The following is a 16,800-nucleotide window of genomic DNA, read 5'->3' on the forward strand; positions in this document are numbered from 1 at the left end:
ATTTTTGCTCGCTACTGGGGATGGCAGACGTCCACAAAAAAGCCTGCATAAGCAGGCTATTACCCATGATTAAACGTCTTACGGGAATTTCTTATGTTTTAGCCAACTCTCTGCGGGCTAACTCCGCTAAGAATCCACTTCTTGACCCATATTCACGATGTTCCTCGACGTAACGATCAATGCGCGCTAACAAGTTTTGTGCAATCGTGATGTTTAACTTGATTGCCTTTCCATCATACTTGCTTACATCGACATCGACATAAGCCCAGGTGCCGCCCTGGCAGTCTTCATTATCAAGATGCGCATCAAAAGTTTTAGCTTCTGGAATTGCACCGCCTTCATCAACCGTAAACTCTACGTGCGCGTCTATCGCTTCCGCTGCATCTTTGATTGTGTTCTCGAAGGTATCGCCTGCGAAATAGCATCCGGTTACATCTGGTACAAACCCTGAGTAAGTGCCAGTTTCTGTCTTATGGATGTAAATTGGATATCTCATTTGCAACCCCCTACCCGCTCAAGCTGGATTTCTATTACGTACAAGGCACTTAAAATTATTACCGAAATTTGGGCGCGCTGTGTGCGCCTGTTTTCATATCTGTTTAAGTATTTTGTTTAGCGTCCCCGTTGAAATATCTTTTGTGGGATGAGGGACGGCAATGGCATAACTCACGCCATCCTTTTTGAAGATGTGGTGACTTCCTTTCACCCTTTTCTGTACCCAGCCATTTTGCTCTAAAAGCTTTATGAGTTCGCCACTGGTCAATCCAGCCTCCTTGAGTCCCTGGCACACAGTCATTATACCCACTATAACTACGCTATGCAGCACTTGTGGTTATAGTGGGTATGGATTTAAGCAAGGTTTGAGACAAAGGGTTATAAGACTTGTCTGCAGCGGGCATAAAAAAACCCGCCGAAGCGGGTTTCTGTGGATACCGATCGTCATGAATGGCGACCCTATGACGTAGGGTGCGCATTCATGCGCACCGGCAAATTAACTGGCGCTTTGCGTACGCAGCTGCTGCTCGTAGGCAGCGGCCTGTTTGGCGTCGAACTGGTCTTCCCAGCGTGCAATTACCAGTACCGCCAACGCGTTACCGATGACGTTCAGCGCAGTTCGTGCCATATCCATGATGCGATCAACACCGGCGATAAACGCCAATCCTTCCAGCGGAATACCCACGCTGCCCAGCGTCGCCAGCAGCACCACAAAGGAGACACCCGGCACACCAGCAATCCCTTTTGAGGTCACCATCAGCGTCAGCACCAGAATGATCTCGTCGGTGAGCGACAGATCAATGCCATACAGCTGGGCGATAAAGATCGCCGCAATGCTTTGGTACAGTGTTGAACCATCGAGATTAAACGAGTAACCGGTTGGCACCACGAAGCTGGTGATGGCTTTCGGCGCACCATAGGCTTCCATCTTCTGCATAATGCGCGGCAGAACGGTTTCGGAACTTGAGGTGGAATAGGCAAGAATCAGCTCGTCTTTCAGAATGCGCATCAGCGTAGTAATGCGCAGCTTACACAAGCGTGCCACGGTGCCGAGCACCACGAAAGCAAAGAACAGAATTGCCACGTACACCAGCAGCACCAGCTTGGCGAGTGGATAAAGCGAAGCAAATCCAAAGTTGGCGATAGTGACCGCAATCAGCGCAAATACACCCACCGGCGCATAACGCATGATCATGTGCGTCACTTTAAACATGGTTTCGGAAATAGAACGGAATACCGTAACCAGCGGATCGCGATGCTCCGATGGCAGCGCCGACAGGCCCATACCAAACAGTACCGAGAAGAAGATAATCGGCAGCATGTCACCCTTCACCAGCGAGGCGAAGATGTTCTGCGGGATCAGCGAAAGGATGGTGGTCACCAGGCCGTGCGGTGCGTCCTGCACGGCGGCCGTTGTCGCTTCGTATTTAGAGATGTCCACCGTTACCAGCGTTGACATATCAATGCCGCTACCGGGTTGGAATACGTTGGCCAGCGTAATGCCGACCACAATGGCAATGGTGGTAATCACTTCAAAATAGATGATAGTTTTGACACCAATACGTCCGAGCTTTTTCGCATCTCCAACGCCGGCAATGCCGACAATCAGCGAGGAAATAACAATCGGCACCACGATCATTTTGATCAGATGGATAAAGATATCACCGGCTGGCGTCAGAATGTTGGTGATTAACCATTCACGTTCGCCGGGCTGATTATGCAGCACGGTTCCTACAATCACGCCCAAAATCAGCGCAACTAAAATCTGCCATGCAAGGGTGAATTTAAAACCTTTCATAACGCTTTATTTCCTCAAGTCAAAAACCCCTTTGCTCTGCTGCGAAGGTGCAGGAGAAATGTCACACAGGGAAGTGAGCAAAAGCCCGATAAAAATAGAAGGTTATTGTGGACTGCGCCGTTTACCGCTTTGCAGGCATTTTGCGCCTGCGAAATGATGCAGCCTGAGTAGATACCTGCTGAACAGGGCCGAGATAAGTACCATTTTCACTACGGTAAATGCAACCCCCGGCGCGATAGCGCAAATCTTACTCAGGTTAGTAGCATAAAATGCTGAGGCTTGTTAATGACCATAACTCGCTGTTATGAAAAGTGTTAATTCGATAAGTTTCCGCATAGCTATGCATAACTGGGCAAAAAGCACGCCGGTGCGTTTGCTGATTATTTGCACAACAGTGGCAGAGATCTCGTAGGCTTAGAGCAGCACAAGCTGCAATTTACGCAGCGTTTTAAACAAGTGATTCAAGGGCATTTTGCCGGGTGGAAAGGTCGTGATCCAGACTACAAAACAGAAACAAAGCCCTATTGCGCTCTTCCCTTAACCTTTGATTGACATATGATTAACATCTTCAAGGAGGTCAGCCATGAGCCAAATACACAAGCATCCCGTACCTGCTGCCATTGCAGCGAATGCCCTGATAAATGCCGATCAGTATGCGGCGCTGTACCAACAATCGGTTGACGATCCCGACGCTTTTTGGGGCGAACAAGGTAAAATCCTCGACTGGATTAAGCCCTACAGCAAAGTGAAAAACACCTCCTTTGCCCCCGGCAATATTTCGATTCGCTGGTATGAAGACGGCGCGCTGAACCTCGCCGCCAACTGCCTCGATCGCCATCTGCAAACGCGTGGCGATCATCCCGCGATTATTTGGGAAGGCGATGACGCCAGCGAAAGCAAAACCCTGACCTTCCGCGAACTGCATGGCGACGTCTGCCGCTTTGCCAATGTGCTCGTGAGCCTTGGTGTGAAAAAAGGCGACGTGGTGGCGATTTACATGCCGATGGTGCCAGAAGCCGCCGTCGCGATGCTGGCTTGCGCCCGCATTGGCGCGGTGCACTCGGTAATTTTTGGCGGCTTCTCACCGGAAGCGGTTGCCGGACGCGTGGTTGATTCCAATGCCAAACTGATTATTACCGCCGACGAAGGCGTTCGCGCCGGCCGCAGCATTCCGCTGAAGCGAAACGTTGATGACGCGCTGAACAATCCAAATGTCACCACGGTGAAAAATGTGGTGGTGTTCAAGCGCACCGGTAAAGAGACCGGCTGGCGCGAAGGCCGCGATCTGTGGTGGCACGATTTAGTGGCAAAGGCCAGCGATCGGCATGAACCGGTTGCCGTGGATGCCGAACATCCGCTGTTTATCCTCTATACCTCCGGCTCCACCGGCAAGCCGAAAGGCGTGCTGCATACCACCGGCGGTTATCTGGTGTATGCCGCCAGCACTTTCAAGTATGTGTTTGATTATCATCCTGATGATGTCTACTGGTGTACCGCTGATGTCGGCTGGATCACCGGTCACAGCTACCTGATTTACGGCCCGCTGGCGTGCGGGGCGACCACGCTGATGTTTGAAGGCGTGCCGAACTGGCCAAAGCCGAGCCGCATGGCTGAAGTGGTGGATAAACACAAGGTTACCTTGCTGTATACCGCGCCGACCGCGATCCGCGCCCTGATGGCCGAAGGCGATAAGGCGATTGAAGGCACCGATCGTAGCAGCTTGCGCATTATGGGTTCTGTGGGTGAACCGATCAATCCAGAAGCCTGGGAGTGGTATTACAAGAAGATTGGCGACAGCCGTTGCCCGATCGTCGATACTTGGTGGCAGACCGAAACCGGCGGTTTTATGATCACGCCGCTGCCGGGCGCCACCGAATTGAAAGCCGGTTCCGCCACCAAACCTTTCTTTGGCGTGCAGCCGGCGCTGGTCGATAACGATGGCAATCAGCTGGATGGCGCCACCGAAGGTAACCTGGTGATCGTCGACTCCTGGCCAGGCCAGGCGCGTACGCTGTATGGCGATCACGATCGTTTCGAGCAGACCTACTTCTCCACCTTCAAAAATCGCTACTTCAGCGGTGACGGCGCGCGCCGTGATGAAGATGGCTATTACTGGATCACCGGCCGCGTGGATGATGTGCTCAACGTCTCCGGTCACCGCTTAGGTACCGCCGAGATCGAATCAGCGCTGGTGTCGCATCCAAAAATTGCCGAAGCCGCGGTGGTGGGTATTCCGCACAGCATTAAGGGCCAGGCGATCTACGCTTACATCACGCTAAACCACGGTGAAGAGCCTTCGCCAGAGCTGTATACCGAAGTGCGTAACTGGGTACGAAAAGAGATTGGCCCGATTGCCACGCCGGATGTGCTGCACTGGACCGACTCGCTGCCAAAAACCCGCTCCGGCAAGATTATGCGTCGCATTCTACGCAAAATCGCTGCCGGTGATACCAGCAATCTCGGCGATACCTCTACGCTGGCCGATCCGGGCGTGGTAGAGAAATTGCTGGAGGAGAAACAGTCCATCACTATGCCGTAATCGGCATCGTCCCGACGGAGAGTGTCAGCCTGTCCACGGCAGGTTACTCTCCGTCACCTTTACCTTACGCCGTATGCCTTTCAACATCGCACAACCCATACCCAAAATAATTCGAGCTGCAGGAAGGCGGCAAGGATGAGAATTCCAGGAGCTTACTGAAGTCAGTGACTGGGATGAGCATACGCAGCCAACGCACCTGTAGCTTGAAGTATGAAGGGTATATATAACTAGAATATTCAGCCAGTTAAATCACTTTATTGTGAGATTTCTGTCTGCCTTGCCTCTGGAGAAAATGTGATGAACGAAACCCTGGAACAACAGGAAGCAATCTGGCTACAAATCGAAAATAACCCGCGCTATCACGAACTGGTGCACAAACGTCAGGCCTTCGCGTTGCTACTTAGCATTATCATGCTGGTGCTGTACGTCGGCTTTATTCTGCTCATTGCCTTTGCGCCCGGCTGGCTGGGCACGCCATTGCATGCAGGTACCAACGTGACGCGGGGTATTCCCATTGGCGTCGGCCTCATCGTGATGTCTTTCGTGCTGACCGGCGTCTACGTATGGCGTGCCAACGGCGAGTTTGACCGTCTGACTAAACAGATCCTGAGCGAGGTGAAATCATGAAGCGCTTGCTCTCGATGTTTTTGGCTATTGTGCCCGCCAGCGTGTTTGCCGCCGATGCGATAACCGGCGCCGTACAGCGTCAGGCCACCAACTATGAAGCCATTATTATGTTCGTGGTGTTTGTGGCAGCGACGCTCGGCATTACTTATTGGGCATCCAAGCGCACCCGTTCGCGCAGCGATTACTACACCGCCGGTGGTAATATCACCGGTTTCCAGAACGGGCTGGCCATTGCCGGTGACTTTATGTCCGCCGCCTCGTTCCTCGGTATTTCCGCCCTGGTTTATTCCTCGGGTTACGACGGGCTGATCTACTCGCTCGGCTTCCTTGTCGGCTGGCCGATGATCCTGTTTTTGATTGCCGAACGCCTGCGCAATCTCGGTCGTTACACCTTTGCTGATGTTGCCTCCTATCGCCTCGCACAGAAACCCATCCGTACATTGTCGGCCTGCGGCTCGCTGGTCGTGGTGGCGCTGTATCTGATTGCGCAGATGGTCGGTGCCGGTAAGCTTATCCAGCTGCTGTTTGGTTTGGATTACCACATCGCGGTGGTGATGGTGGGTATTTTGATGGTGCTGTACGTGCTGTTCGGCGGCATGCTGGCCACCACCTGGGTGCAGATCATCAAAGCGGTGCTGCTGCTGTTTGGCGCCAGCTTTATGGCGATTATGGTGATGAAAGCCACCGGCTTCAGCTTCAATACGTTGTTCACCGAAGCCATGGCGGTGCATCCGAAAGGTGCAGCGATTATGCAGCCAGGCGGGCTGGTGAAAGATCCGATATCGGCGCTGTCACTCGGGCTGGGCTTGATGTTCGGTACCGCCGGTTTGCCGCATATTCTGATGCGCTTCTTTACCGTGGCCGATGCGCGTGAAGCGCGTAAAAGTGTGTTCTGGGCCACCGGCTTTATGGGCTACTTCTACTTCCTGACCTTTATTATCGGCTTCGGCGCGATATTACTGGTGGGATCGAATCCGGCCTTCAAAGATGCCAGCGGCGCCCTGCTCGGCGGCACCAACATGGCGGCGGTCCATCTGGCGAATGCGGTTGGCGGCAGCTTGTTCCTCGGCTTTATCTCGGCCGTGGCTTTCGCCACCATTCTGGCGGTCGTTGCGGGTCTGACATTGGCGGGCGCTTCTGCGGTGTCACACGATCTCTATGCCAGCGTAATCCGCGAAGGTAAAGCGACAGAACGCGATGAGTTGCGCATCTCGAAGATCACCGTGTTGGTATTAGGCGTGGTGGCGATTGCGCTGGGGATTCTGTTTGAAAAACAGAACATTGCCTTTATGGTCGGTCTGGCGTTCTCGATTGCTGCCAGCTGTAACTTCCCCATTATTTTGCTTTCGATGTACTGGTCAAAACTGACCACGCGCGGCGCGATGATTGGCGGCTGGCTGGGATTGATTACGGCAGTGCTATTGATGATCCTTGGCCCAACCATTTGGGTGCAGGTGCTGGGGCATGAGAAGCCGATTTATCCGTATGAGTATCCAGCGCTGTTCTCGATGCTGGCGGCGTTTATCGGCATTTGGCTGTTTTCTATCACCGACCACTCGGCGCGCGGTGCCGAGGAACGTGCTCGCTTCCGCGGACAGTTTATTCGTTCGCAGACGGGAATAGGAATTTCGCAGGGTAAATCCCACTAGGAGCGGTAATTGACCAGGTCGCCATAAATGGCGACCCTACGGCGTAGGGTGCGCATTAATGCGCACCTGGTTATATCATCATTAGAAACGCAGTGACGCGCCAATGTACGGCCCATCAACCAGCACGTTATCTTTACGGCTGCCCTTATTGTTCAGCTCAATATACTGATAACCCACACGCAGGTTCAGCAGCGAAATTGGCGTGAAGCTCAGGCCACCAGACGCTTCCTGATAGCTATCCAGACGATCGGAGAACGCTTCCGGTGCATAGTAATATTCGCCATACAGTCCCCACATGCTGTTGAAGCTGTACTGCGCGCCGCCGCCCACTGCTACGGTAAAGCCATCACGACCATCTTCCGGATGGGTGAATAGCGCTTTCGCCGTTGGCGCAATGCGGAAATCGCCCACGTCGATGTTATAGCCCAGGCCGGCACCATAGGTGCTGCCATCGTGATCGCTGCGCAGCCAGTTGCCTTTCAGGAACAGGCCTGGCGAGGTAGTACCGAGACCAAGGTTCAGGTTGGTGCTGTGCTCACCCACGTCAACACTGCCCTCAATCGCCTGTGCGCCGCTGCTCAGCAGTGCCAGACCCAATACGCTTCCAGTAACAAGTTGCTTTAACATGTGATTCCACTCCATGAAGGACCAATAATTCGGCGGCAAGGGTAACAGCCTGGCAGCGGGAGACAACATTATTTGGAAAGCTTTACGTAAAAATGGGTTACGACGGGCAAAAGAGCCGCTTCTTAAGCGGCCCAAAGCAGATGACTGAGCAGGGGCGCGAGAATGACCGTCACCACGCCGGAGAGCATCATTACCAGGCTCGAGACCACCCCTTCTTGCTGACCCAGTTGATAAGCGCGCGCGGTCCCTGCACCGTGCGATGCCGCACCGAAGCCCGCGCCTTTCGCCACGCCCTGCTTAATGGCAATACGCAGGAACAGAACATCGCCCACCGCCATACCGAACACGCCGGTGATCACCACAAACAGCGCCACCAGATCCGGCTGACCGCCAATCGGCTGTGCTGCCGCCAGCGCAAACGGTGTGGTAATCGAACGTACTGCCAGGCTGCGCTGGATGGATTCCGGCAGCGCCAGTAAACGCGCCAGCCATACCGAGCTGCACACCGCCACCAGCGTAGCGGTGACGACGCCCACGCTCAGCGATAGCCAGTGGCGCTTGATGATCTCGAGGTTCTCATACACCGGTACGGCAAATGCCAGCGTTGCCGGGCCGAGCAGCCAAATCAGCCAGTGACTTTCTGCGATATAGTTTTTCCAGCTCACGTGGGTAAGCAGCAGCAGCGCGACCAGCACCAGCGGCGTGAGTACCAGCGGCATGAGCAGCAGCGTACGCCAGCGACGATACAGGACTTTGTTGATGTAATAGACCAGCAGCGTGAATCCCAGACACAGCAGGCTAATCAGTAGATCATTCATGATGGGCCTGCTTGCGTGCAGCGCGCGCCAGTTCAAAACGGTATAAATGGTCGACCACCAGTGAGGTCGACGCCAGCACCAGCAAGGTGCTCACGCCAATCACCACGCAGATACGCCAGCCTTCACTGCGCAATAAATCGCTGTAATTCACCACCGCCACCACCGCCGGGATAAAGAACAGCAGCATTTCGGCCAGCAGCCAGTTGGCGCCGGCTTTCACCCAGCGCAGCGGCACAATGTGCGTCATGATAAGTCCCAGCAGCAACACCATACCAACCACATTGGCAGGCAGCGGTAGATGCAGCCAGCTCACCAGCTCGCCGCTAAACATAAACAATCCGACATACAGCACCAGCTGCAGCGGTACGAAAGCGCGTTGCAGGAGATCCGTTCTGCGCGGACTTAATGCCATCATTTCCTTTCACCCCGATGAATAATTCAGGGCTTTAGTATAAATCCGCCGCAAACTGTGAAAGAAATGAATTAAAATCATTCAAACTATGCCAAAAAGGAATGTGTATGGACGTGCGAGCCTTGCGCTACTTCACTGAAGTGGTCCGTCAGCAGAGCTTCACCCGCGCCGCTGAGAAGCTGTACGTGACGCAACCCACCATCAGCAAAATGCTGCGACAGCTGGAGGAGGAGCTGGGCTGCACCTTGCTGCTGCGTGAAGGGCGCAAGCTGCATCTGACCGACAGTGGCCAGGCGGTTTATCAGCGCGGGCTGGCGATTTTGCAGGAGTTTCATCAGCTGGAGGCGGAGTTAGGCGATATCAACCAGCTAAAAACCGGTGAGCTGCGGCTGGGCATTCCGCCAATGGTCGGCATGCAGATTGCGGGTTCTATCTCCGCCTTTCGTCGCCGTTATCCTGGCGTGCAGCTAAAAATTTCTGAGTTTGGCGGGCTGACCGCGCAACAAGCGGTGCTGAGCGGCGCGCTGGATATCGCCCTCACCGCGCTGCCGCTTGATGCAGCGCTGCCGCTCAATACGCTGGCGTTGATGCACCATCCGATGTGCGTATTGCTGCCGCGCAGTGAAAGCTGGCTACAGCATCGCAAAGTAGGTTTGGCTGAATTAGCCCGGCATCCGCTGCTGATCCTCAATGAAGAGTTCGCACTTAATCGCCAAATCATGAAAGCGTTTCAACGTCTGGGCGTAACACCGAACATTGCGCTACGCAGCGCGCAGTGGGATTTTCTGGCATCAATGGTGCAAGCGGGGATGGGATTGGCGATTTTGCCGGAACCGATCTGTCAGCGGCTGGATAAGCAGTCGCTGCTGTGGCTGCCGCTGGATTCGGAGCTGCAGTGGAGCCTGGGCTTGATTTGGCGAGAAGGCAGTTACTTATCACGCAGTGCGCAGGCATGGATTGAGTGCTGCCGTGAACACTGGCCGGATAAGGCACCGCGGCTTTCGGTGTGAAAACAACAGCAGCACAGTAACGTTCTGAACCGGTCGCCATGAATGGCGACCCTACGTTTATCTGACTGGGTTTACGTAGGGTGCGCATTCATGCGCACCGGGATTGCGCCGCTACAGGTGAAAAACAGGCTTGCCGCTATTCCTCTTTCTCTATCAGCAGCGCTTCGAGCAGATCAAGATCGTGCAGCAGTTTCTGCATCGTCTCGTTAGAGATTTCCTGCGTCGCGCGCAGGTGATACACCTCTGCACGTTCGGCTCGCAGCGCATTGAGGCGGAAACGACGCTCAAGGTTTTCGGCAAACTGCGCCTGCTCAATATCATTTTTGCCTTCCGCCCGGCGACGTAGATTACCAATTACCCGCAAACTGACTTCTTTCAGCAGTTCGGGATCGATGTTCTCTTCCGCGTCACTCTCGAGGCGTTGCTCCATTTTGTGCAGGCTCTCTATCGCCACACCCGCCATGGCGGCACGCGCGAACTGAATCTCACGACGATGACCGACCTTATCGATACTTTCCACATCGCGCAGCAGAATCGGCAGCAGTACAACGCCGACCAGCAGCGAAACCAGAATCACACCGGTGGCGATAAACACCAATTCATAGCGCGCCGGGAAGGGATCGCCATTGCTGAGGAACAGCGGAATCGACAGCACACCGGCCAGCGTGATGGCACCGCGCACCCCGGCAAAAGAGGCAATCAGCAATTCGCGCAGCGAATAGTTGGTAAACTCCAGCGGCTTTTTCTTCAGCAGGCGCTGACTGGTGCGCTTCATGATCCACAGCCAGCCGAATCGCACCACCATCAGGGCGGCGTACACCAACAAGACGTCAGTGAGCAACATCCACAGTTCCACATTGGGATCGGCTTGTGCCTGGGCAATCGACGTGGAAAGGATGTCTGGCAACTGCAGGCCGAGCATCAGGAACACCATGCCGTTAAAGACAAACTCCAGCATCTGCCACACGCTGTTCGCACGCAGACGCATGGCGAGCGGTGCCTGACGGATAATGCCGGAACGCGTGATGGTCATCCCTGCGGCCACGGCGGCCAGGATGCCGGACACGCCAAGGTGTTCGGCAATCAGATAAGAGGCGAACGGTAACAGCAGCAGCAGCACGGTTTGGGTGGCCGGATCATCTCCGCTCCAGCGGCTCAGCAGGCGCAGCGAGCGACCATACAGCCAGCATATTGCGACGCCGGCAACCAAACCGCCCACGGCCACTTTAAGAAACTCAACGCTGGCACCGCCCCACGTAAACACCATGGTGCCCATGGCGACCGCCACCGCAAACTTGAGTGATACCAGGCCCGATGCGTCGTTCATCAGGGCCTCGCCCTGCACAATCGACATGATCTTTTTCGGGATACGCCCTTCACCGACAATGCCGGACAGCGCCACGGCATCGGTGGGCGACAGCACCGCCGCCAGCGCAAAGGCGGGAATCAACGGAATGCCCGGCACCAGCCAGTAAATCAGGTAACCAATCCCGACCACGGTGATCAGCACCAGAACCAGCGCCAGCCCCATGATTTCACGACCGTGATGGAGAAATTCGTTAATCGGCGTTTTCCAACCATCTGCGAACAGCAGCGGCGGAATGAACAGCACGAGGAACAGTTCCGGGTCAAAATCGACATGCAGGCCGAAGACGGGAAAAGCGAGTAGCGCACCGGCGGCAATCTGCACCAGCGGAAGAGGAATTTGAAACGGCAGAATACGTGCCGCCACGCTGGAGAGTGAAACCACCAGCGTCATGATGAGAATAGTAAAGAAGATTTCCATGCTTTCCTTAGGCGAATCAATTTCATTAAAGCGATGTTGTTGCGTGGGAAAGTGTAAAACAAAACGCCGCACAGCGGGCAACCCGATGTGCGGCGAGGAGCAGAAAGAGAAAAATCTTGGTTTTTTAGATAGCCCAACCACCGGCGTAGAACACCACCAGCGCGACAGCAATCACCACTGTGCCAACGTTCAGCTTGCGCCATTCACCCGCGAACAGGCGACCAATCACCAGCGAAGCGAAGCCGAGCATGATGCCGGTTACGATGTTGCACGTCAGCACGATGAAGACTGCGGTCAGCAACCCAGACATCGCATCCACGAAATCATTGAAGTCGATTTTTGCCACGTTGCTGAGCATCAGCAGGCCAACATACATCAGCGCGGGGGCGGTGGCGTAAGCGGGAACCAGATACGCCAGCGGCGACATAAATAGAATCACCAGGAACAACAAACCGACCACGATCGCCGTCAGACCGGTTTTGCCCCCTGCCGCCGTACCTGCGGCCGATTCAATATAAACCGCAGCGGGTGATGCGCCCACCAGACCGGCGAACAGGCTGCTGACAGAATCCGTGGTCAGCGCGCGGCCACCGTTCATGATCTGGCCCTCTTTATCCAGTAGATTCGCCTGCCCCGCTACCGCGCGAATGGTGCCGGTGGCATCGAATACCGCAGTCATTACCAGCGCCAGCACGCTTGGCAGCACGACCGGTTGCAGCGCACCCATGATATCCAGGCTAAACATCGCCGATTGACCGTTGGCATCCTTCAGGCTCGGCATGGCGAACAGACCTTGGTAGGTCACCGCCGGATCGAAAATCAAACCGATAATGGAGATCGCAATAATGGTCAGCAGGATGCCGCCCGGTACGCGACGTTTCTCCAGACCGAAAATGGCCGCCAGTCCCACCAGCGCCATGATCACCGGAAACGAAGCAAAATGGCCGAGCGCCACCGGCAAGCCCGCCGCCGGGTTCTTCACCACCAAACCAATGCCGTCTGCGGCAATCAACATCAGGAACAGGCCGATACCCACGCCGGTGCCGTGCGCCACCCCCATCGGTAAGTTACGCAGAATCCACGTGCGAATACCGGTCACTGAAATCAGCGTGAACAGTAAGCCCATCAGGAACACCGCGCCGAGCGCCACCGGTACGCTAATGTGCTGGCCGAGCACCAGGCTAAAGGCAGTGAAAGCGGTCAGTGAGATAGCACAGCCAATCGCCATGGGCAGATTTGCCCACAAGCCCATGATGATTGAGCCAAAGCTTGCGACCAGACAGGTAGCAACGAACACCGCCGTCGGCGAGAAGCCCGCTTTGCCCAACATGCTGGGGACCACGATAACCGAGTAGACCATCGCCAGAAACGTCGTCAGACCCGCTAATATTTCCTGACGCACGCTGCTGCCGCGTGCAGAGATGTTGAACCAGGCGTCCAGTTTTCCACTGGCCGGGCGCGATTCACCAGACATAATCATTCCTCAATATTTTTTGTGATGTGAGTTGCCGCACGGCGCGCGTTTGCTGCTCCCTGATGCGAGATTTTCATGGTGAAAATCCAGGCAAACGTTTACGTCGCCGCGTATTCCTGTTGGTAAAAAGAGACAGGGAAAAAAGGCAAACGATTATCTGGCGTTTGGCATGGTGTTTTCAACTACTAATCGCGGGGATTGCAGGATAAATCCAGCCGATGGGGTTCCCAGGTCGTCATGAATGGCGACCCTACGATCATGGGCTTTGTAGGGGCGTCATTCGTGACGACCTGGCCTCAATCAACTCTGCAGTTGAATCGGGCCGCCCTGCTCAATGGCGCGTTGCCAGGCGGCGCGCTGCTGCATGGTTTCCAGCCAGCGTGCGGTGGCGGGCATCTCACGCAGTGAACCGCGCATCTGCAGCGCCAGCAGCGGGAAGCTCATCTGCACATCGGCGATACTAAAACGTGAACCGGCAAAATAAGCGTGCTGGCTAAGATGCTGTTCGATGACGCTGCCGTGCAACGCCAGCTGTTTGTTCAGCCAGGCCTTTTGAATGCCCTTACTCAGCGCGATGCCCGCTGGACGCAGCAGCCACGGCACCGGCTTCTTGCCCAGCTGAGCAAACACCAGTTTCATCACTAACAGCGGCATGAGCGATCCTTCGGCGTAATGGAGCCAATAACGCGACTGAATCTGTTCATCCTCATCACTCAAGGCCAGCTGATGTTCACTGTCATAGCGCATTTGCAGATATTCGAGAATAGCGCCCGATTCGGCAATAACCCGATTGCCATCGGTGATCACCGGGGATTTACCCAGCGGATGGACTTTCTTTAAGGAATCAGGCGCCAGCAGGCTGTTTTCACGCTGATAACGTTTAATTTGGTAAGGCACCGAGAGCTCTTCCAGCAGCCATAACACGCGGTGCGAGCGGGAATTTTCCAGATGGTGAACGGTGATCATACGGTTTTCCTTGCCGGTAAAAGTGTCCCGGCAAGTATAGTCGATTACCGTTTCTGCTCGTCTTGTTCAGGATCGAGCAGTACCGCACCCGAACCTTGTTCGCCCAGGCGGTCACCGGGATTGCGTAGCGGGCAGTCACGCATCGATAAACAGCCGCAGCCGATGCAGCCATCAAGATCGTTACGTAAACGCGTAAGGGTTTCGATGCGCTTATCCAGTTCTTCACGCCAGTGCTGCGTTAGCGCATCCCACTCCTGCGTCGACATACGCTTATTGGCCGGCACGTGCGTCAGGCTATCGCTCACCGTTGCCAGCGGAATGCCAATGCGCTGCGCAATTTTAATGATCGCCACGCGGCGCAACACATCTCGGCTGTAGCGGCGCTGATTACCGCCGTTGCGTGAGCTAAAAATCAATCCCTTGGTTTCATAGAAGTGCAGCGCCGAGACCGCCACACCGCTGCGTTTCGCCACTTCACCCGGCGTCAGCACCGGCTTCGGGTAATTGCGTTCTTTTTTCATTTTGGGCCTTTACCTCAAGTTAACTTGAGGAATTATACTCGCACCCCAGCAAAACTACGAATTTCTAACCAGGTATTAACCATCAGAAGGATGAGGCTATGATGCAACAGGAAATCATTCATTCGCTGACCCACTGGATCGATCAGAATCTGGATAAAGCGCTGTCAATTGATGAAGTCGCAGCAAAATCAGGTTACTCAAAATGGCATCTGCAGCGTATGTTCCGTGCCGTCACGAAACAGACGCTGGGTGGCTATATTCGCGAACGTCGTCTGACGCTGGCCGCAGAAGCGCTGCGTCAAACCCAGCGCCCGGTATTCGATATCGCCATGCAGTACGGCTACGATTCGCAGCAGACGTTCTCACGCGTGTTCCGCCGTCAGTTCTCGCAAACGCCGACCGCTTATCGTCATACCATGCGTCGTCAGGCGATGATGCAGCGTCCACGTTTGCTCAGTTTTGACTGCGTCGAGAGCAGCATGAACAGTTTTGCCCAACGTACAACCGGCGAGTGCTGCCCGGTTAGCTAACCTTTTCTGCGCGCCCCAAGCGGGCGCACCTCTCTTTTTGCCCACCAATTCCTCCCTCTTCGATGAAAAAATTTCTACCATACAAGGTATAAATTTTGTTCAAAATTTAAAATCGAGTGATATAATGTGAGCCAAGTCACACTTTCTTGTTTGCAGTAAGACGGCCAGAAGGGCTCCCCTGACCTTCCTTCTTTGCCGCCAGTGATGTCCATTGAATGTCGGGGATATCACTGATTCTAAGAGGTTTTTTGCAGATGGCCACGTTAACCACCAGTTTGATTGTTATGCGCTGGGAACTCCTGAGTGCAATAATGATGTTCTTCGCCAGCACCATGAAAATTCGACTGCGTCAAAACAGTCATCACGTGATGGCGCTGCTGTGTGGAGGTATTGGTGTGGGCATGTCCTGCTGGTTCGTTACCGGCCTGCTTGGCATTACGTTAAGCATGGAGAATCTGCATAACTTTATGGAAATCTCTAAAAACGCCTTTATCCAGGTGATGAGCCAGGCGCCAGCAGACTGGCCGATGCCTTAATCGTCGCCAATAAAAAACCCCGCCAAGGCGGGGTTTTTTATTTTGCTGTGTGATTCTTAAATTTTCTTCAATACGGCCGGGATGGCGACATCCGCAACCGTGACGCCCGGTATCTTCGTACCGCGACGATCCTGAATCCACATATCACCCATCATTTGATTAAGCCCGCGATCCAGACCGGTCACTAAGCCAGCTCCCGGCGTAAAGGTCAATTCGCCAAAGTAGATCTGGTCGTTATCGATGTACCAATCCACGCGCACGTAATCGAAATCACTGGCCAGCGTTTTGCTCAACGCCAGGGCGTGCTGTAACGACGCCATCTGCGGTGTCACGTCCAGGCCGGTATCACGAATCTTGTGATAGGCCTCTTTCAGATTGTTAACATAAAAGTTCATCGACAACAGCGGATTACAGCGGTTGTAAATCACCTGCAGCACATATTCAAAATTGCCATCGCGCTTATTGAACATGTGGAATTTGTAATCAATCGGTGCCGTTTTACCATCACCGATGTACTGCTCCACCAGAATACGTGGCTTGATGTAGCGATAGTGAATCTCACGCGCCTCATTGGCGAAGTCGGTTTTCAACCAGCGATGACAGTCGTTAATAATCTGCTGCTTCTTCAGCGCGTCCGGCTCTTCCAGCAGGATTTCCACCATGTTGGAGGCATGATTCGGTTTGATCACCGTATTTTTCCAGCTCGGCAAGGTGTGCAGCGAGCTGGGATCGCTGGTTTCATACACCAGCGGGATCAGGTATTCGCTACCCACTTTCTCGGCGATATATTCACGCACTGAATATTTGTCCGACAGGCGTCCGTAGATCTGATAGTCGCCGTGGACGAATTTGCGGTACAGCACCTTCTCATTGAAGACCTTCGGCTCACGCAGGTTGGGTAATCTACGAAACTTATGAAAGTAGTAGATACGATCCTGGGTTGCCCAGGGCATCTTCTTAATGAAGTACTGCACGCTTCTTCTGAGTTCTTCTTTCAACTTGAGCATATCTG

General features: G+C 54.2%; 17 protein-coding genes. 6 read left to right on the top strand and 11 right to left on the bottom strand.

Annotated elements, in window-relative coordinates; genetic code table 11:
* Positions 1–91: 91 nt before the first annotated feature.
* The 3 genes from AAGR08_RS16910 to gltP form a co-directional block, all read right to left on the bottom strand.
* Positions 92–496 (bottom strand): type II toxin-antitoxin system HicB family antitoxin, encoded by a 405-nt coding sequence (locus AAGR08_RS16910; RefSeq protein ID WP_097095190.1) that lies wholly within the window; start codon positions 494–496, stop codon positions 92–94.
* A gap of 93 nt (positions 497–589) precedes the next feature.
* Positions 590–763 carry a type II toxin-antitoxin system HicA family toxin gene (locus AAGR08_RS16915; RefSeq protein WP_097095191.1) on the bottom strand — a complete coding sequence of 58 codons (174 nt, stop codon included), beginning with the start codon at positions 761–763 and terminating at the stop codon, positions 590–592.
* 228 nt (positions 764–991) lie between these two features.
* Positions 992–2,293: a glutamate/aspartate:proton symporter GltP gene (gene gltP / locus AAGR08_RS16920; protein WP_097095192.1), complete on the bottom strand. Its 1,302-nt coding sequence runs from the start codon at positions 2,291–2,293 to the stop codon at positions 992–994.
* Between the two features lie 583 nt (positions 2,294–2,876).
* Between gltP and acs the strand changes: the two genes are divergently transcribed.
* The 3 genes from acs to actP all read left to right on the top strand — a co-directional run bounded on the left by acs (position 2,877) and on the right by actP (position 7,108).
* Positions 2,877–4,832 carry an acetate--CoA ligase gene (gene acs, locus AAGR08_RS16925; protein ID WP_097095193.1) on the top strand — a complete coding sequence of 652 codons (1,956 nt, stop codon included), beginning with the start codon at positions 2,877–2,879 and terminating at the stop codon, positions 4,830–4,832.
* A 297-nt stretch (positions 4,833–5,129) separates the two neighbouring features.
* Positions 5,130–5,459, top strand: coding sequence for a DUF485 domain-containing protein (locus tag AAGR08_RS16930; RefSeq protein ID WP_097095194.1), 330 nt, complete (start codon positions 5,130–5,132; stop codon positions 5,457–5,459).
* Positions 5,456–7,108: a cation/acetate symporter ActP gene (actP, locus tag AAGR08_RS16935; RefSeq protein ID WP_345827418.1), complete on the top strand. Its 1,653-nt coding sequence runs from the start codon at positions 5,456–5,458 to the stop codon at positions 7,106–7,108. Before AAGR08_RS16930 ends, actP begins: the two co-directional genes overlap by 4 nt.
* Before the next feature lie 81 nt (positions 7,109–7,189).
* Here the strand turns inward: actP and AAGR08_RS16940 are convergent, their stop codons facing one another.
* From AAGR08_RS16940 to AAGR08_RS16950, 3 genes are all read right to left on the bottom strand, one after another.
* A complete protein-coding gene (locus AAGR08_RS16940) occupies positions 7,190–7,735 on the bottom strand; it encodes a YfaZ family outer membrane protein (protein ID WP_345827419.1) in 546 nt (181 codons plus the stop codon).
* Between the two features lie 122 nt (positions 7,736–7,857).
* Positions 7,858–8,553 carry an LrgB family protein gene (locus AAGR08_RS16945; protein WP_097095197.1) on the bottom strand — a complete coding sequence of 232 codons (696 nt, stop codon included), beginning with the start codon at positions 8,551–8,553 and terminating at the stop codon, positions 7,858–7,860.
* Entirely contained in the window at positions 8,546–8,968 is a 423-nt protein-coding gene (locus AAGR08_RS16950) for a CidA/LrgA family protein (RefSeq protein ID WP_097095198.1), read from the bottom strand. The genes AAGR08_RS16945 and AAGR08_RS16950 overlap by 8 nt, the downstream gene beginning before the upstream one ends.
* Before the next feature lie 104 nt (positions 8,969–9,072).
* On the opposite strand from AAGR08_RS16950, the gene AAGR08_RS16955 reads away from it, so the two are divergent.
* Entirely contained in the window at positions 9,073–9,975 is a 903-nt protein-coding gene (locus tag AAGR08_RS16955) for a LysR family transcriptional regulator (RefSeq protein ID WP_097095199.1), read from the top strand.
* Positions 9,976–10,111: 136 nt separating this feature from the next.
* Here AAGR08_RS16955 and AAGR08_RS16960 read toward each other — a convergent pair whose 3' ends face one another.
* From AAGR08_RS16960 to soxR, 4 genes are all read right to left on the bottom strand, one after another.
* Positions 10,112–11,761 carry a Na+/H+ antiporter gene (locus tag AAGR08_RS16960; protein ID WP_097095200.1) on the bottom strand — a complete coding sequence of 550 codons (1,650 nt, stop codon included), beginning with the start codon at positions 11,759–11,761 and terminating at the stop codon, positions 10,112–10,114.
* 124 nt (positions 11,762–11,885) lie between these two features.
* On the bottom strand, positions 11,886–13,235 hold the full coding sequence (locus AAGR08_RS16965; RefSeq protein WP_097095201.1) for an NCS2 family permease: 1,350 nt from the start codon (positions 13,233–13,235) through the stop codon (positions 11,886–11,888).
* A gap of 300 nt (positions 13,236–13,535) precedes the next feature.
* A complete protein-coding gene (locus AAGR08_RS16970; RefSeq protein WP_097095202.1) occupies positions 13,536–14,201 on the bottom strand; it encodes a glutathione S-transferase in 666 nt (221 codons plus the stop codon).
* Positions 14,202–14,245: 44 nt separating this feature from the next.
* Positions 14,246–14,722, bottom strand: a complete 477-nt coding sequence (soxR, locus tag AAGR08_RS16975; RefSeq protein ID WP_008109977.1) for a redox-sensitive transcriptional activator SoxR — start codon at positions 14,720–14,722, stop codon at positions 14,246–14,248.
* A gap of 98 nt (positions 14,723–14,820) precedes the next feature.
* Here soxR and soxS point away from each other — a divergent pair, with 98 nt between their 5' ends.
* Both soxS and AAGR08_RS16985 read left to right on the top strand, forming a co-directional pair.
* The gene (soxS, locus tag AAGR08_RS16980; RefSeq protein WP_097095203.1) at positions 14,821–15,252 is read left to right on the top strand and encodes a superoxide response transcriptional regulator SoxS; all 432 of its coding nucleotides are present in this window, start codon (positions 14,821–14,823) and stop codon (positions 15,250–15,252) included.
* 254 nt (positions 15,253–15,506) lie between these two features.
* Positions 15,507–15,788 carry a YjcB family protein gene (locus AAGR08_RS16985; RefSeq protein WP_345827420.1) on the top strand — a complete coding sequence of 94 codons (282 nt, stop codon included), beginning with the start codon at positions 15,507–15,509 and terminating at the stop codon, positions 15,786–15,788.
* Between the two features lie 56 nt (positions 15,789–15,844).
* Here AAGR08_RS16985 and AAGR08_RS16990 read toward each other — a convergent pair whose 3' ends face one another.
* Entirely contained in the window at positions 15,845–16,795 is a 951-nt protein-coding gene (locus AAGR08_RS16990; RefSeq protein WP_097095205.1) for an ATP-grasp fold amidoligase family protein, read from the bottom strand.
* Positions 16,796–16,800 lie beyond the last annotated feature (5 nt).

This window comes from Pantoea sp. BRR-3P (assembly GCF_039621635.1).
Classification (GTDB): domain Bacteria; phylum Pseudomonadota; class Gammaproteobacteria; order Enterobacterales; family Enterobacteriaceae; genus Pantoea; species Pantoea floridensis.

Coding starts and splice junctions, on each gene's coding strand:
- gltP (WP_097095192.1), bottom strand. CDS start 2,293: ATGAAAGGTTTTAAATTCACCCTTGCATGGCAGATTTTAGTTGCGCTG.
- AAGR08_RS16940 (WP_345827419.1), bottom strand. CDS start 7,735: ATGTTAAAGCAACTTGTTACTGGAAGCGTATTGGGTCTGGCACTGCTG.
- AAGR08_RS16945 (WP_097095197.1), bottom strand. CDS start 8,553: ATGAATGATCTACTGATTAGCCTGCTGTGTCTGGGATTCACGCTGCTG.
- actP (WP_345827418.1), top strand. CDS start 5,456: ATGAAGCGCTTGCTCTCGATGTTTTTGGCTATTGTGCCCGCCAGCGTG.
- AAGR08_RS16950 (WP_097095198.1), bottom strand. CDS start 8,968: ATGATGGCATTAAGTCCGCGCAGAACGGATCTCCTGCAACGCGCTTTC.
- AAGR08_RS16970 (WP_097095202.1), bottom strand. CDS start 14,201: ATGATCACCGTTCACCATCTGGAAAATTCCCGCTCGCACCGCGTGTTA.
- AAGR08_RS16910 (WP_097095190.1), bottom strand. CDS start 496: ATGAGATATCCAATTTACATCCATAAGACAGAAACTGGCACTTACTCA.
- AAGR08_RS16990 (WP_097095205.1), bottom strand. CDS start 16,795: ATGCTCAAGTTGAAAGAAGAACTCAGAAGAAGCGTGCAGTACTTCATT.
- soxS (WP_097095203.1), top strand. CDS start 14,821: ATGATGCAACAGGAAATCATTCATTCGCTGACCCACTGGATCGATCAG.
- AAGR08_RS16955 (WP_097095199.1), top strand. CDS start 9,073: ATGGACGTGCGAGCCTTGCGCTACTTCACTGAAGTGGTCCGTCAGCAG.
- acs (WP_097095193.1), top strand. CDS start 2,877: ATGAGCCAAATACACAAGCATCCCGTACCTGCTGCCATTGCAGCGAAT.
- AAGR08_RS16930 (WP_097095194.1), top strand. CDS start 5,130: ATGAACGAAACCCTGGAACAACAGGAAGCAATCTGGCTACAAATCGAA.
- AAGR08_RS16985 (WP_345827420.1), top strand. CDS start 15,507: ATGGCCACGTTAACCACCAGTTTGATTGTTATGCGCTGGGAACTCCTG.
- AAGR08_RS16965 (WP_097095201.1), bottom strand. CDS start 13,235: ATGTCTGGTGAATCGCGCCCGGCCAGTGGAAAACTGGACGCCTGGTTC.
- AAGR08_RS16960 (WP_097095200.1), bottom strand. CDS start 11,761: ATGGAAATCTTCTTTACTATTCTCATCATGACGCTGGTGGTTTCACTC.
- soxR (WP_008109977.1), bottom strand. CDS start 14,722: ATGAAAAAAGAACGCAATTACCCGAAGCCGGTGCTGACGCCGGGTGAA.